General features: G+C 51.7%; 15 protein-coding genes and 2 pseudogenes. 7 read left to right on the forward strand and 10 right to left on the reverse strand.

Going from position 1 to position 14,185, the window contains the following annotated elements:
• Positions 1 to 223: 223 nt before the first annotated feature.
• Positions 224 to 1,465 carry a bifunctional ornithine acetyltransferase/N-acetylglutamate synthase gene (argJ, locus tag AC5JO6_RS10845; RefSeq protein WP_496081078.1) on the forward strand — a complete coding sequence of 414 codons (1,242 nt, stop codon included), beginning with the start codon at positions 224 to 226 and terminating at the stop codon, positions 1,463 to 1,465.
• 23 nt (positions 1,466 to 1,488) lie between these two features.
• On the opposite strand, the gene AC5JO6_RS10850 is transcribed toward argJ, so the two are convergent.
• The 4 genes from AC5JO6_RS10850 to AC5JO6_RS10865 all read right to left on the reverse strand — a co-directional run bounded on the left by AC5JO6_RS10850 (position 1,489) and on the right by AC5JO6_RS10865 (position 4,671).
• On the reverse strand, positions 1,489 to 2,991 hold the full coding sequence (locus AC5JO6_RS10850) for a S10 family peptidase (RefSeq protein WP_496081079.1): 1,503 nt from the start codon (positions 2,989 to 2,991) through the stop codon (positions 1,489 to 1,491).
• 142 nt (positions 2,992 to 3,133) lie between these two features.
• The gene (locus AC5JO6_RS10855) at positions 3,134 to 3,256 is read right to left on the reverse strand and encodes a hypothetical protein (protein ID WP_496081080.1); all 123 of its coding nucleotides are present in this window, start codon (positions 3,254 to 3,256) and stop codon (positions 3,134 to 3,136) included.
• A 21-nt stretch (positions 3,257 to 3,277) separates the two neighbouring features.
• Positions 3,278 to 3,601, reverse strand: a complete 324-nt coding sequence (gene trxA / locus AC5JO6_RS10860; protein ID WP_496081081.1) for a thioredoxin — start codon at positions 3,599 to 3,601, stop codon at positions 3,278 to 3,280.
• Between the two features lie 143 nt (positions 3,602 to 3,744).
• The gene (locus AC5JO6_RS10865; protein WP_496081082.1) at positions 3,745 to 4,671 is read right to left on the reverse strand and encodes an alpha/beta fold hydrolase; all 927 of its coding nucleotides are present in this window, start codon (positions 4,669 to 4,671) and stop codon (positions 3,745 to 3,747) included.
• 307 nt (positions 4,672 to 4,978) lie between these two features.
• On the opposite strand from AC5JO6_RS10865, the gene AC5JO6_RS10870 reads away from it, so the two are divergent.
• From AC5JO6_RS10870 to AC5JO6_RS10880, 3 genes are read left to right on the forward strand one after another with little or no spacing between them, the layout of a single operon-like run.
• Positions 4,979 to 5,200: a hypothetical protein gene (locus AC5JO6_RS10870; protein ID WP_496081083.1), complete on the forward strand. Its 222-nt coding sequence runs from the start codon at positions 4,979 to 4,981 to the stop codon at positions 5,198 to 5,200.
• A 34-nt stretch (positions 5,201 to 5,234) separates the two neighbouring features.
• Complete coding sequence (locus tag AC5JO6_RS10875) at positions 5,235 to 5,480, forward strand: type II toxin-antitoxin system RelN family antitoxin (RefSeq protein ID WP_496081084.1); 246 nt, start codon at positions 5,235 to 5,237, stop codon at positions 5,478 to 5,480.
• Positions 5,470 to 5,838, forward strand: coding sequence for a type II toxin-antitoxin system RelE/ParE family toxin (locus tag AC5JO6_RS10880; protein WP_496081085.1), 369 nt, complete (start codon positions 5,470 to 5,472; stop codon positions 5,836 to 5,838). Before AC5JO6_RS10875 ends, AC5JO6_RS10880 begins: the two co-directional genes overlap by 11 nt.
• Positions 5,839 to 5,851: 13 nt before the next feature.
• On the opposite strand, the gene AC5JO6_RS10885 is transcribed toward AC5JO6_RS10880, so the two are convergent.
• The 5 genes from AC5JO6_RS10885 to AC5JO6_RS10905 form a co-directional block, all read right to left on the reverse strand.
• Entirely contained in the window at positions 5,852 to 6,133 is a 282-nt protein-coding gene (locus AC5JO6_RS10885; RefSeq protein WP_496081086.1) for a hypothetical protein, read from the reverse strand.
• 50 nt (positions 6,134 to 6,183) lie between these two features.
• Positions 6,184 to 6,405: a type II toxin-antitoxin system HicB family antitoxin gene (locus tag AC5JO6_RS10890; RefSeq protein WP_496081087.1), complete on the reverse strand. Its 222-nt coding sequence runs from the start codon at positions 6,403 to 6,405 to the stop codon at positions 6,184 to 6,186.
• Complete coding sequence (locus tag AC5JO6_RS10895; protein ID WP_496081088.1) at positions 6,402 to 6,686, reverse strand: helix-turn-helix domain-containing transcriptional regulator; 285 nt, start codon at positions 6,684 to 6,686, stop codon at positions 6,402 to 6,404. The genes AC5JO6_RS10890 and AC5JO6_RS10895 overlap by 4 nt, the downstream gene beginning before the upstream one ends.
• Complete coding sequence (locus tag AC5JO6_RS10900; RefSeq protein ID WP_496081089.1) at positions 6,676 to 7,014, reverse strand: type II toxin-antitoxin system RelE/ParE family toxin; 339 nt, start codon at positions 7,012 to 7,014, stop codon at positions 6,676 to 6,678. Before AC5JO6_RS10900 ends, AC5JO6_RS10895 begins: the two co-directional genes overlap by 11 nt.
• A 129-nt stretch (positions 7,015 to 7,143) precedes the next feature.
• On the reverse strand, positions 7,144 to 10,032 hold the full coding sequence (locus AC5JO6_RS10905; RefSeq protein WP_496081090.1) for an NACHT domain-containing protein: 2,889 nt from the start codon (positions 10,030 to 10,032) through the stop codon (positions 7,144 to 7,146).
• Positions 10,033 to 10,838: 806 nt separating this feature from the next.
• Here AC5JO6_RS10905 and AC5JO6_RS10910 point away from each other — a divergent pair.
• The 3 genes and pseudogenes from AC5JO6_RS10910 to dnaG all read left to right on the forward strand — a co-directional run.
• A pseudogene (locus AC5JO6_RS10910) lies at positions 10,839 to 11,033 on the forward strand (type II toxin-antitoxin system HicB family antitoxin); the annotation flags it as partial.
• Between the two features lie 29 nt (positions 11,034 to 11,062).
• Positions 11,063 to 11,263 (forward strand): annotated as a pseudogene (locus tag AC5JO6_RS10915) (type II toxin-antitoxin system HicA family toxin).
• A gap of 199 nt (positions 11,264 to 11,462) precedes the next feature.
• A complete protein-coding gene (gene dnaG, locus AC5JO6_RS10920; RefSeq protein WP_496081091.1) occupies positions 11,463 to 13,460 on the forward strand; it encodes a DNA primase in 1,998 nt (665 codons plus the stop codon).
• A 471-nt stretch (positions 13,461 to 13,931) separates the two neighbouring features.
• On the opposite strand, the gene AC5JO6_RS10925 is transcribed toward dnaG, so the two are convergent.
• A complete protein-coding gene (locus AC5JO6_RS10925) occupies positions 13,932 to 14,177 on the reverse strand; it encodes a hypothetical protein (protein WP_496081092.1) in 246 nt (81 codons plus the stop codon).
• Positions 14,178 to 14,185 lie beyond the last annotated feature (8 nt).

The following is a 14,185-nucleotide window of genomic DNA, read 5'->3' on the forward strand; positions in this document are numbered from 1 at the left end:
GTCAGCGGTCAGCGGTCAGCAAACAGCGGTCAGCGGTCAGCGGTCAGCAAACAGCGGTCAGCGGTCAGCGGTCAGCAAACAGCTTTTTTCAAGAGCGTCCTCAAGCGAGTGCAAGCGCGCCTTCTGCCCTCTGCCTTTCCTCCCCTGTCTGCTAACTGTTAACAGTTAAGAGTTCACGCCCCTGATATAATCCGCTGTCAGGAGTGAGTAAGTGGAGGCAGGCATGACAGATTGGCAGGAAATTCCTGGAAGCATTACGGCTCCGAGAGGATATCGGGCAGTGGGGATGGCAGCGGGGCTGAAACCATCAGGCTTACCTGATTTGGCGCTGATTCTCTCTGACGTGGAGGCGATCGCGGCTGGAGTCTTTACAACCAGTCAAGTCAGAGCAGCGTGTGTCGACTACTGCCGGGAGCGTCTCCAGAACAAAGCCAGCGCTCGTGCGATTTTGTGCAACGCCGGACAGGCAAATGCAGCTACAGGCGCTCTAGGCTTGGAAGATGCTCTGGAAAGCGCTAAAGCACTCAGTCAGGCGCTAGACATGCCCTCAGAGTTGATCTTGCTTGCTTCAACGGGTGTGATCGGGCAGCGCATTAAGCTAGACGCATTGAAAGCCGCTTTGCCACAACTGGTTGCTACTGTTTCAGTGGATGGTGCAGACAGTGCAGCCAAGGCAATTACGACGACCGATTTGGTGACAAAGGCGATCGCGCTTGAAACCACTTTAGACGATCGCCCTGTTCGCATTGGCGGCATTGCTAAAGGATCGGGCATGATTCATCCCAATATGGCAACGATGCTGGCGTTTGTGACCTGCGATGCCGCTGTCTCACCTCCACTCTGGCAGCAGATGCTCAGTCGCGCCGCAGACCGCAGCTTTAACCAAATTACGGTCGATGGCGATACCAGTACCAATGATTCACTCATCGCGCTGGCAAACGGACAATCGCGCACACCTGCCATTACAGAAGCAGGAGCCGAAGCAGATAAGCTAGAAGCGATGCTGACAGAGGTCTGTATGTATTTGGCAAAGGCGATCGCGCGCGATGGTGAAGGCGCAACCTGCTTGCTAGAAGTCCAGGTTTCTGGCACAGGTACGGATGCCGAAGCGCGTCAGATTGCACGAACGATCGCCGGATCATCCCTGGTAAAGTCTGCCATCTTCGGTCGTGATCCCAACTGGGGACGCATTGCTGGAGCGGCTGGACGCGCGGGTGTGCTGTTTAACCAGGATCATCTGCAAATTAAGCTGGGTGAGTTTTTGATGATGCAGCAGGGTCAACCGCAAGCGTTCGATCGCGCGGCTGCCAGCAACTACCTGAGGCAAGCTGCATTAGGAGCCTATTTGAAGGACGATACCGTGGCGATCGCGCTCAGCGTTGGTGATGGTTCCGGCTCTGGTACAGCCTGGGGCTGCGACCTCAGCTACGATTACGTCAAGATCAACGCTGAATACACCACCTAGAAACAGAACTCAGCTTCAGAAAATCACGCGATCGCCGTTTGATAAAAGCCTTGCATCTCAGCAAACCACTGCTGGCGCGAGACTTCCCAGGTGTAGAACATGTGTCCACCTTGAAAATGCTTCAGCGTCAGGTTAGGACGAATCTCAGCATTGAGTTTCATCAGCGTAGCGAGATGGTTGGAGGCAAAGTAGGGCGTAACCAGATCAAACAGACCGTGCGTGATGTACACCTGCATGTAAGGGTTCAGCGTCATGCCCACGCGCAAATCATCTACGGCTCCAATGAAGCCTTGCCGCAGTTCACCTTTGATGTCAAACTTCCAGGCTTTGAATGTTTCTAGATTCAGAAGCTGGTAGGTCAAATCAGTTTCAACGCCTAACGTATCGCGCAGGTGGCTATTGATTGCGCCTGTAAAGAGCCGATCGAGTCCATCCAGGGTTGGATCAATGCCTTCATACACCACGCGATCGGGAAAGGGATCGATCGCCGTAATCGAGGCATCATACAGTCCTACAATCCGCTCTTGGTCGCGCAGCAATTCGCGTGCAAAGACCTCAATCCCAATCCGTCCGGCTTGTCGTTCGACCACCGCTAGCGGTAAGCCAATCAAGTCTGCTAACTGTCGATACGCTGTTTGACGCTCGTCAACTGGTAAGCCATCACCCATCACCAACAACGGAATGAGGGTTTTAAGGGCAAATTGTTCTGCTGCCGTTGTATGAGCCGCTAAGTCGCCTGGTTTGCCTGCCCATTGAGCACGATCGTGATGCGCTGCCGACGCTGCAAACGATGGCAGTAAGGTTGCCCAGGCGGTCAAGTCATAATCGCTGCCATACAACAGACTGAACTCCAGCGCTGGCGAAATGAGAATAGCACCCGAAAGTCCAATACCAAAGTCCTGCTGAAGCTTACGGGCTAACCGAGCCACTCGAAAGCCCCCGTAGCTTTCTCCTGCAATAAAAATGGGTGACAGCCAGCGCTTTTGACGCGAGAGAAAGCGTTGAATAAACTCCCCCAGCGCTTTCAAATCGCGCTCAACTTCCCAAAACTCATTCTCTTTCGGCGAGTCTGCTGCATCTAACTTGGCTTTCTCGCCAGCCTGATCCTGCGCCTCTTTGTCTGGTGGCAGACTACGGCTGAAACCAGTGCCGATCGGATCAATAAACACCAGATCTGTAAAGCTCAACCAGCTTTCGGCATTGTCAACGATCGTGACAGGCGGCTTGGGCAGCGTACCTTGTGTGCCAAACGCAATGCGCTGAGGACCCAGCGCTCCCATGTGTAAGTAGGCAGACGCGGCACCGGGACCACCGTTAAAAACAAATGTGAGTGGTCGTTGTGCGGCACCTTCTGGCTGAACAAGATAGGAAACGTGAAACATTTCAGCGACAGGTTTGTCCTGCTGATCAAAGAGGGTTTGCCACTCGGCTGAGGCGGTGTAAGGAAGCTGCCGATCGACAAGCGTAAGGGTATGCTCAGTGATGCTGGGCTTCCGATTTGTAGAAGTAGTAGGCGTTTCAGACATAGGTCAGTGGTGGAATGAAAACAGTGTAAAAAAGCTACACGTCAAAGCGCATCTTGATGATACGTTCCTTCGTTGCCATCAGCTTACCGATCAGCTTTTCTCTCGTCCTGACCGCTGACTGCTGACCGCTAATCGCTGACCGCTAACCGCTGACCGCTAACCGCTGACCGCTAATCGCTGACCGCTGACTGCTGACCGCTGACCGCTGACTGCTGACCGCTAATCGCTGACCGCTAATCGCTAATCGCTGACCGCTACAAAGCATGACATTACTTCTTCACAGCTCCTAAGCTAAATGTTTAGCGAGCGCACTGCTAAAGGCTTCGTAAGGTTTGGCACCGATGACTGTTTCTGCCAGTTCTCCTTGCTTGAAGATCATGACAGCAGGAATACTACGGATGCCAAAGCGTGTGGCAACAGCCTTGTTGTTGTCAAGGTCTAACTTAAAGACTTTAGCGCGATCGCCATACTCCTCTGACAGTTGATCCATCAAGGGCGCAACCAGTTTGCAAGGTCCACACCACGCAGCCGTGCAGTCTACAACAAATAGCGTCTCAGTTTGCAGCAACCCATCAAACTCAGTTTCATTTTGAATATAAGTCGCAGCCATGAGTATTCCTCTAAAAACCGGATTATCTCATAGGGCTTGTTAAAAGAGCGTCTCGCTATGGGTCAGTAGTGCCGCAAAAGGCTCTCACGATTAAATCTTTTCGATGTAAAATTCCGTCTGGCGCTTAGCAACCAGGTACAAGTTCAATCGCTGTGCGATCTTGCCTCAATCCATGCCTGTAGAAGCGGGTTCACCAATTCGGGTGCTTCATCTTGAGGGCAATGACCAACCCCTTCGAGGGGAATAAACTGCTGCACCTGAGGATAGTCAGCAAAGGCTTTGCCAAGGGCGATCGGCTCCCACGGATCAGCATCGCCCCATAAAATCAAGGCAGGACACGGCAATTGCTCCAGCAAATCTTCTGGCAGCGGACCCTGTGAGTAGCCCGTAAAAGCGATAAACACGGCTGCTGCACCCACATCTTTTGCAGGAGCCATCAGCAAATCTACCAGCTCATCCGTCACAGCCTCTGGATTGCGATACGCCTTCAGCAGAATCTTGCGTACCGTTGCAGGTTTGGCGAGCTGGTTGAAAAACGTTTGACCAAGCCACTCATTCTTGAGCACGCGCTGAAGGATCGGTGCGCCCAGACGCTTAAACCAGGGTTGGGTGGCGCGACGACGATCGTGCAGTAAGCGCAGTGAACAGTTGATCAACGCCACCGATCGCCCAATCGCTGGATGATCTACAACCGCCTGCATCACCGCAATGCAGCCCACCGAGTTGCCAACCAGAAAAGCTGGCTCTCCCACTACCTCCTTACAAAAGTCGGCAATTTGCTGCCCCCACGTTTCAAAGGTGTACTCGACCTGTTCACCCGGTTTTAACTGCCCTGGTGGGGGTTTTGCAGAGCCACCAAAGCCAATCAAATCCAGCGCATACACGCGACAACTTTCTGCCAGCACAGGTATATTTTTGCGCCAGTGACCCAGCGAGGCACCAAAGCCATGCACTAGCACCACCGCTGGTCCCTGGGTGCCTTGAGTTTGGTAGGTAATGCTAAAACCTTGCCAGAGCCAGATTTGTGTCGCAGTGGTATTTGCGGGAGGAAGCGAGGAAAAAACAGTCATAGAGCGCTGAAGGAATGGCTACGGTGCTACCATTCTGACATTTGCTTTACAAAATTTGATGCTCTTGTAGGTGACGCAGTGCCCAGAGTGAATAGCGATCGCCTCATTGCCAACCAAAAGCAAGGTAGGGCGATCGCAATGATTGCAGAATTTAGTGTGCAGAATTTAGTGTGCAGAATTTAGTAGCGAATAAACCTCAAACTGTAGGGTGGGCACTGCCCATCTAACCCTTCATCATGAGTAAGCGCTTAATGGTCAGCGTTTTTTCTTGGTAAAGTAGGGACACCTCGTAAGGAATGGGCGATCGATGCACCCTTCTATTCCCTTTCATGACCTGGTTGAATACGTTGACGCGCTGCCTGCCGATGACCAGGCGTTGCTGTTTGAACTCATCCAAAAACGCCGCATTGAGAAGCAACGACTAGAAATTGCTCAAAACGCGGCTCAATTGCAAGCAGACTTCAAAGCAGGAGTCGCAAAGTGTGGCTCGTTTGATGACTTAAGGGCAGATTTGCTGCGTGACAACTAAAGATTCGTGGATTTAATAAAAATCGAGATGACCGATGAAAGCAATTAAAGTAATGGCAACCGTTGATCAGCAGGGACAGTTGGCGTTAGATACGCCGTTGGTGACTAATCAAAACAGCCGTGTTGAGGTGATTGTGCTGATTTCAGAGGCTACTGAAAGCGATGAAGACGATGAACCGAAAGCGAAAATCTTAGAGAGCTTACGTCAGTCGTTGCAGGATGCCAAAGCTGGAAAGACTCGTCCTATCTCTGAGTTATGGGACAGTCTTGATGTCGAGTGACCCACCCACAGTACAGCTTCGCTTTACCGATGACTTTCTGCGACAAGTGCGTGACCTGGCTAAACGCTACCGTCAGATTCAAACCGATGTCCAACCTGTGATTCAACAGCTTGAAGCTGGCAACGTTCCGGGCGATCGCATACCGGGAACCGGATACACCGTCTTCAAAGTGCGGATCAAAAACAGTGATATTCAGAAAGGCAAAAGCGCAGGCGATCGACTGCTGTATCAGGTTGAATCACCAGCAAATGTTCTGCTCCTTCTGATTTACTCAAAGTCTGACCAAACGGATATTGCGGCAGCAGAAATCAGAGCTGTCATTGCAGCATTCTATGGTGAAGACGACACCCGTTCTTGACGATCGCCATCAGTTAGTTCCAAGTTCTTCTCGTGCCCTCAGCTTCTCGCTGGCATCCAAGGCTTTGCAGTCGATCGTCTTCGCGATCGTGCCCAATCGACTGCATAACCTGCTCCATCAGTTCTGGCTCGTCAGCAAAAAGCCCTGTGATTTGGTCGCTGGCGATGATCGACTGATGCTCCGTTTCCTGACTCATGACGCTAATCTTGTCCAAAATCAAAGCGGCGATCGCATCTTGCTCCGATTCTGATCGTTGAGAAATGGCGGCGATCGCGGCTTGAAGGCGGTTTGTCATAGCGAAAGTCGAAATGTTGCTACTCAGAAATTTTAGCTAAAGCAGTGATGTTATGACGTGACCTGGTAAATGGTAGGGCGATAGTTCGGCAACGGGACAGGTTTTCCCTCTGCTTTCGCGGTTTCCAACCAAGCCGCTTTGCCTTGCAGGACTTCGTGAACGGCTGCTTCGACAGTTTCACCAAAGGCAGAACAATATTTCAAGTCGGGAATGTCGGCGATGTAGCCTTCGTCTTCGTCGCTGTAAAAGATGTTGATGTGGTGGTCTTTCATGACGCTTTACTGGTTTCCGTTAATGTCAGCCCAAGTCCCAAGTCTTTTAAGAGCTTGAGGAGGCTATGGATTTCCGTGTTGATCGCGTCAGTACTCGAAGATTGATTGCTATAAGGCAAAACATTCGCTAACCCCTGAGCTTCTGCCACATTTCTCAACGCAGTCACAAAGAGTTCAGGATCGCCGTCTTCTAAAGCCGCATTCAGGTAAACCACTGCCTTTTGAGGATCATGCAGGTACTTCAGCAGTTCTCCCTGATAATTAACGCTTCTAGGCATCATCACGGCTCCTGTAGTCTATCCAGTATCGCTGAGCTTTTTTAATGTCGTTTGTTTGAGTGTTCTTGCTGCCTGCACAAAGAATCACGATCGCTTGCTGACTGACTTGAGCAAAGTACACTCTGTAGCCTGGTCCAACGTCAATCCGCAACTCCAACACCCCATCGGCAATGAATTTATAGTCGCCTAGATTGCCTCGTTTGATGCGATCGAGTCTCAGCAGAATCTTTGCTGCTCCTTGAAGGTCTTTGAGGGCATTGAGCCACTCTGAAAATGGCACTTTACCATCATCAGTGGCATAGACTTCCACAGCATAAGGGGTGACTTCCACAACTCGATCGCAATCTGTAGATCCTGATCATCCTCAGTCTAGTTGATCAATCCGCTCTTCATCCCTCATCCCTCCCCTGCTTCCCCTGCTTCCCCTGCCTCCCCTGCTTCTCCCCAAACCCCTCACTCCTCACTCCTCTCCCCTCACCTCCTCCTCCATCCCCAACTGCCGCTTCAGCGCCTCTGGCACATTCACCGCTGTCTCTAACCCTTGCACACCCTCCCAGTTTGTATTCTTGTCCCAGAAAATATCTTGGAGGTTGGCATAACCTAAATCAGCCTCTCCAAGATTAGCGCTGGCGAGGTTGGCGTGGGAAAGGGTGGCGTAGGCGAGAGGAGCGCTGTAGAGGCTAGCGTGAGCGAGGTTAGCATGAGCGAGGTAGGCGCTCATAAGGTTGGCGCAGGCAAGATGGGCGCTTATAAGGTTGGCACCAGTGAGGTTGGTGCCAGTGAGATTGGCACTGGCGAGGTTGGCACCAGTGAGGTTGGTGCCAGTGAGATTGGCGAGTTCAAGGTTGATGTCAGGGAGGTCGGCACTTGTGAGGTTGGCACAGGCGAGAAAAGAGCCAGCAAGGTCAGTAAAGGTGGCATGACCGAGGCAATCGCTATAGTGAATAACTTGTAGTAATCGAGATGTGATCTCTCCTTCACTTACTTGTCCATTGGGGTAAAAGATAATTTGCTCCTTCAAGTCATTCCTGTCCTGGGCATAACGATTCAATTCCAGCAGCAGAATCATCACGTTGAGTCCGGTGTAGACATCGACCTGGCGTTGTCCCAGGGGTTTCTCTCTGTCTGGCAACTGCTCCTTCAACAACCGCATCTTCTTCTGCGGTAAGTTCTCCGGTGGTGCATCGATAAATTCGCCATCGCACCAGCGGACATAGAAATGCTCCAGGCGTTTGAACAGACGGACAATTTTTTCAGCGTCAAACAGGTCTGAGCAGATATCGAAATATGCCGTGATGTATTCCACAATTTCGGGCGTTAACCCACCAAAGCCCAGCAGGTCGTAGATCTCCCAGTCCATTTGTTCCGTGGGGATGTAAAACTCCTGCCGTCGGATGCCGGGTTGTGCCCAGTCTGCAAGGCTATCTTTTATGCGTCCGGCGCACAAAAACTCACCAAAGCTCTTGTGGGCAAACTCAACCGAGCCACTGCCTGCGCGTCCGGGCTGGAGATAGAAGGCAGCGAGGGCATTGCGGAGTGGATCACCCTGGAGGCGTGACCGTGCTTCCTCCAGCAATCGTTTGGCTTCATCGTCCCCTTTCAAACGGTCTTCGATCATTTTGACGGGGGCGCACTCGCCACCGGACTGCACCACACACAATCCGGCTTCTGCCAGAATGCGGCGGAGACTTTCGGTTTGCAGTGCAGTGATATCCTGGTTGAGCCATTCGGGACGCTGTTTCGTCAGCACCCAGTCGATCGTGCGGTTATAGATGGCATCTCTGGCTTTGACTCCTGCCGTACCCTCAAACATTTCCAGCTTGAATTCACTATCCCGATGCATGGCGGCAAGGAGGTAGAGCAGCAGAGGTTCTCGCGCCAGTTCGCGCACGCGATCGGGCAACTGCTCATCCTGCAAAACTGTCTTGAGATGCACCGGATCGGCGTTGATCAATTTGCCCCATTGCGTAAACCATCGTTCCTGAAGCGCGTCATCCATCGGCAGCAGTTCCACGCGCTCCAGGTTGGCGGGCATGAGGCGTTCGATGCTCTGGAGGGAGAGCGATCGCCCCGTAATCAGCACCCGATGTTCCTTCTCCGCATTGTCCTTGCAGCTTTCCTGAAAGCGTCCCACCTGTTTGAGAAACTCTTCCAGCCCACCGCTGGTTCTGCCTTCCATCAGCAGTTCATCAAAGCCATCCAGCAAAAACAGAAAGCGAATGTTGCGATCGGTCAACCAGCCTGGATCGTTGCGGGCAAAGTCGCGATCGACCGCTTTCCGCAAGGTTTCCTCAAAGTCTTTCTCTAACGTGCGAATGTCGCGCAGGCGAATGAGAATCGGAGTCCAGCGGGGATGTTCGTGCTGCCGCACCCAATCGGCAAACATCCGGCAAAACACGCTTTTCCCCCGTCCCGGTCCACCCTGAATGAACATGACGCGATCGCGCTTCTGGTCATCATTCAGCAAATCTTTTGCCCACTGCTCTAGCTCCACAGGCTCTTTGTCCTTGTCCACGTCCCCATCTCGCTGAATGAACTGCGCCTTCAGCGGCACGTAGATATCCCGAAAGGTGAAGTGCTCCGCAAAGACCTTTTCCAGCGGGCGAGTCTGAATCTGCTGCGTCAGATAATCATCAATGCTGAGGTATTTCTCCAGCACCTCGCGCCCACCCAGGCGATACCACTCCACCAGACGCTTCACCCCATCGCCGACTTGAGCCAATGCAGGCGGCATGTACTCATCGGTTTTACGGGCAACGCGATCGGTCAACGTCTGTGCTTCGTTTGCTTCCAGTCCAGCTTGTTGCAGTCGCGCCTGTAGCACCTCGTTAAACGCAGTCGCCAGCTTCGACTCGTGAAAGTACAGGATGGCTTTGCGGGCATCGCGATCGTCAATTTCCAGGTCGCCTAACCGCTTAATTTGCTGGGCGATCGCGTCTGAAACAGGGGCTTCACCCAGGCGATCGAGCAAGTCGGGCGTTTCCTTCAGGATGACCTGTAAGCTTTCCAGGTAGGCTACCTGACTCACCAGAGCAACGCATTGCTCCAGACTCGGCTCCTGGTGGGTAACGTCACAGACCAGCTTCAGAACAGTAATTGCCAGCGGTGCGAAAGGAATGGTGTCTTTCACAATCTGAGCAAAGGGCGCATTCAGCACATCCAGCAACGAGGAAATCTGCCCGATGTAGGGCTTCAGGGTTTCGACTTTGGGCTGCTGCTCTTTGACCGTTTTTGCCAGGTCAAACACCGCTTTGGCGGCATCGGTTCCGGTTTTGGTCATCTCTCCCGCCTGTTTCCAATTCAAATCTTGAATATCGGTGTTCAGAAACGCCCAGAGTTTGGTTAGCACTGCCTGTCTTCCTGCGATCGTTGCCTCGAAACTAGCTCAAATTTTTGGGTGTGCAAAGGGAAAGAAGTGGATGCGGGTAATGCTGGAATCCGAGCCATTGGGGGGGCAGCCCCCAAACCCCCCGAATTTGGTGGACGGCTGCGTCCCCCAAGCCCCCTCCAGACGGTATTGATGTGGGGAGTTTCAAGAGCGCTTCGCATTGCATGATCGATCGAGCCGTTGGTGGGACACATGATGAAAGAGGGTGACTAAAGCAGGGTTGGAACAATGCAAGGGCTTTCGGTTGCAGCATTCATAGTTGTTTAGCTGCCTAACATCCTGCGTAAACCTTCAACGCTGCACCTTTAGACTCGCACCGCCGAGCTTCTTGCTCAGACAACCCAGTTCGGAACTTGAACCACCGAGCTTGGAACTTGAATCACCGAGCTTTTTGCTCAGACGAGCCAGTTCTGAACTCAACTCACCGAGCTTTTTACTCAGACGACCCAGTTCGGAGCTTGAATCACTGAGCTTTTTACTAGCTTCACTGAGCTTTTTACTAGCTTCACTGAGCTTTTTACTGGCTCCACTGAGCTTCTTACTCAGACAACCCTATTCAGAGCTTGAATCACCGAGCTTTTTACTCAGATAAGCCAGTTCCAAACTCAATTCACCCAGCCTGGAACTCAAATCGACTCGCTGCTGGAGAGAAACTGGGTTTCTGAAGTGGTTTAAAGGCTGCGCCGATCGCACAAAACGACTCCGTCTCCCAATTGAGTAGAATTTTGATGAGCAATCACCGATGGAGAGGGAAAACCATGAAATGACGTGTTGTACTTGAAGCCGATCCTGCAACGGGTGATTGGGCAGTGTGGTGCCCAGAACTACCAGGCTGTGTGTCAGCCGGAGAAACAGAAGCAGACGCATTAAAAAATATTCGTAAAGCAATCGAACTATACCTTGAGCCAGACCCAATCAAACTAGCAACAGGAGCCATTTTGAGAGAGGTTTCGGTTGGATGACTCGCCTCGACGCATGAACGCAAACGAGGTTGAGCACAGTTGAGCACATACTAGAGCGTTATGGGTTTGCATTGATCTCTCAAAGAGGCAGTCATCGCAAGTGGCGCAATCTCGATCGCCAGCTTCAAGTGATTGTGCCGTATCACAAGAAACGCGATTGACCGATCGGCACTCTACGCAACATCATGATCAGTGCCGATAGTCCAGAAAGCGAATGGAAGGCTGAGTGAGATCATCGGTACAGTGCTGCCTTCTACAACATGTAGCAGAGATATGTGAATACGAAACTCGGTTTCTGCCCCATTCCCAAGCAAATTTGCGACAATAAGTAGACTTCATTTCCCCCATTCCTCCTACTCTTCCTACTCTTCCTACTCCCCCTGCTTCCCCTGCCCCACTCTCCCTACTCCCCACTCCCCACTCCCCCTTATGGACATCCCCCGTCTCCACCCCGACACGATCGAACAAGTGCGACAACGGGCAGACATCGTGGATGTAGTGTCTGAGCACGTTGTCTTACGGAAGCTGGGGAAAGACTTTACTGGGTTGTGTCCCTTCCACGACGACAAATCGCCCAGCTTTACCGTCAGCCCCAGCAAGCAGTTCTACTACTGCTTTAGCTGCGGTGCGGGCGGCAACGCGATCAAGTTTCTGATGGAGTTGGGGAAACATTCCTTCAGCGAAGTGGTGCTGGATCTGGCAAAGCGCTACCAGGTCTCTGTACAAACCCTGGAGCCAGAGCAGCGGCAAGAACTCCAGCGCCAGATCTCCGTGCGGGAGCAGTTGCACGAAATTTTGGCGCTCACCGCCCGCTTTTTTGAACATGCGTTGAATCAGCCGCAGGGAAAAGCCGCCTTGGAATATCTGACTGCCAAACGAAAGCTTAGCACCACGACGATTCAACAATTCCAATTGGGCTATGCGCCCGCAGGCTGGGAGACGCTGTTTGGTTATCTAGTCGAGCAAAAGCACTATCCCGTCGCACTGGTCGAACGCGCGGGGCTGATTGTACCGCGCAAAGGCGCGACAGGCAGCTATTATGACCGTTTCCGCGATCGCCTCATGATTCCCATTCATGATCTGCAAGGGCGAGTGGTGGGCTTTGGGGGACGATCGCTGGGTGATGAACAGCCGAAATACCTCAACTCACCCGAAACCGAACTCTTCGACAAAGGCAATATCCTGTTTGCACTGGATAAGGCACGAGCGGCGATCGCCAAGCAGGATCAAGCAGTCGTCGTGGAAGGCTATTTCGACGTGATCGCGCTGCATAGTGCAGGCATTACGAATGTCGTCGCGTCGATGGGTACAGCGTTGAGCCTCGCGCAGGTGCGCCAACTGTTGCGCTACACCGAATCCAAGCGGATTGTGTTTAACTTTGATGCCGATCGCGCGGGGACGCAGGCAGCCGAACGAGCGATCGGTGAAGTCGCAGCGCTGGCATACCAGGGCGAAGTGCAGCTTCGCATCCTCAACATTCCTACAGGCAAAGACCCGGACGAGTTTCTCCAAACGAATACGCCCGCCGACTACCAGCAATTATTAGATGAGTCTCCCCTCTGGCTGGACTGGCAAATTCAGCAGGCGATCGCGGGGCAAGACCTCAACCAGGCAGATCAGTTTCAGCAAGTAGTTCAGCAAATTGTTGATCTACTTGCTGATGTTACCAACGCAAATACCCGTACACATTACATCGGTCGTTGCGCCGAAATCCTTAGCAGAAAAGATGGTCGGCTTGTTCCTTTACTTGCCGAAAACTTGTTGGTTCAGGTCAGACGAAAGCGCCGACCATCAGCAAAAAATATTAGTGGTGATAGTTCTTTTCAGTCAATTCCGAATGAATTTTTAATTACCACAGAAGCTGTATTACTTCGTGTCTATTTGCATTATCCAGAGTATCGTCAAGCTGTGATTACTGCTTTGGAAGAACGAGATTTACAATTCAGTTTTTCGCATCACAGATTCCTATGGCGACAAATCTTAAAACTTCAAGACGATTTACAAGAGAAAGACAAACACAGCGAAGATCAGAGCTACAAATCAATTAGCACTTCTGAGAGCATTGTTACCCAACCTAATTTAATCTCATTTTTACGAGATCTTTGTACAGTTTTCCCCAAAGAAATGGAGCAGGTCTACCATTTATTCGAGTTGGACGAAAAAACTCGTCTTGATATTGTGCGAGTACCTCTCATAATTCGCTCTACGGTTGCTTGTATAGAAAGAACCATGTGTGACAACCGTTATCGTGACTTACTTCAACAGTGGAAAGAAACGGATTGTTCTATGAACCCAGAACGTGCTAAAGAATATAGCCAGAAGATTTATGCTGAGAAAAAAAGGATCGAAGAATTAGATCAACAGCAACGCTGGACTAAACTTGAGGATCTTATACAAACGCCATCTTTAGGGAAAATTGAGATTTAGAAACTAATCCCTCGCTTGATTTTCTGAGAGGCTGTTTGAAAAGTGTCTGGCGGTTAAAACCGCGACTACATCAACAAAGTCCGCCTGCGCGGACTACCTCAGCACGAGGGTTTTGGAACCTGCGTAGGCAGGTTTTGTGCGTGTAGCCGCGACTTCAGTCGCCAGAGCTACACGCATCTGGACTTTTAAAACATCCTCTGACACTGCTGCAAGACCGCTGCACCGACTTTCCCAGCGATGCTGCCCCGCCTGATCAATGGTTTAGACACTCAGAGGATGCTTTAAAGGTTCTCCTGTTAGTAGCAAAAAGCTAGATCCCCCTCAATCCCCCTTCAAAAGGGGGACTACAAGCGTATTTCCCCCCTTTTTAAGGGGGGCAGGGGGGATCGCTGAGTGCTTAAGCTTACAGACCATACCTTTTCAAACAGCCTCTCAGATTGGTGATGCTAGTGGTGGTGGCACCGGGGAACGTTAGGAAATGGGGCGCAAGAAGAGGGTGTTTGCTTGCCGGGATGCAATGGGAGCATTCGCTGCATAAACCAGACGCGAGGGATCGGCTAACAAAACATACGTGATGCGCTCGTGAGCCTGACTAAAGTCGATCGCAGTTGATCGCCCTGGTTCCGCCTGCACCTCTACGGCACTCTGCATCGCCGCCTCACGGCTGATGACTTGGTAGGCTGGTACTGCCATCACTGGTAGAGCTACCGGACTCATCAAATTTA

The organism is Tildeniella sp. (assembly GCF_059505325.1).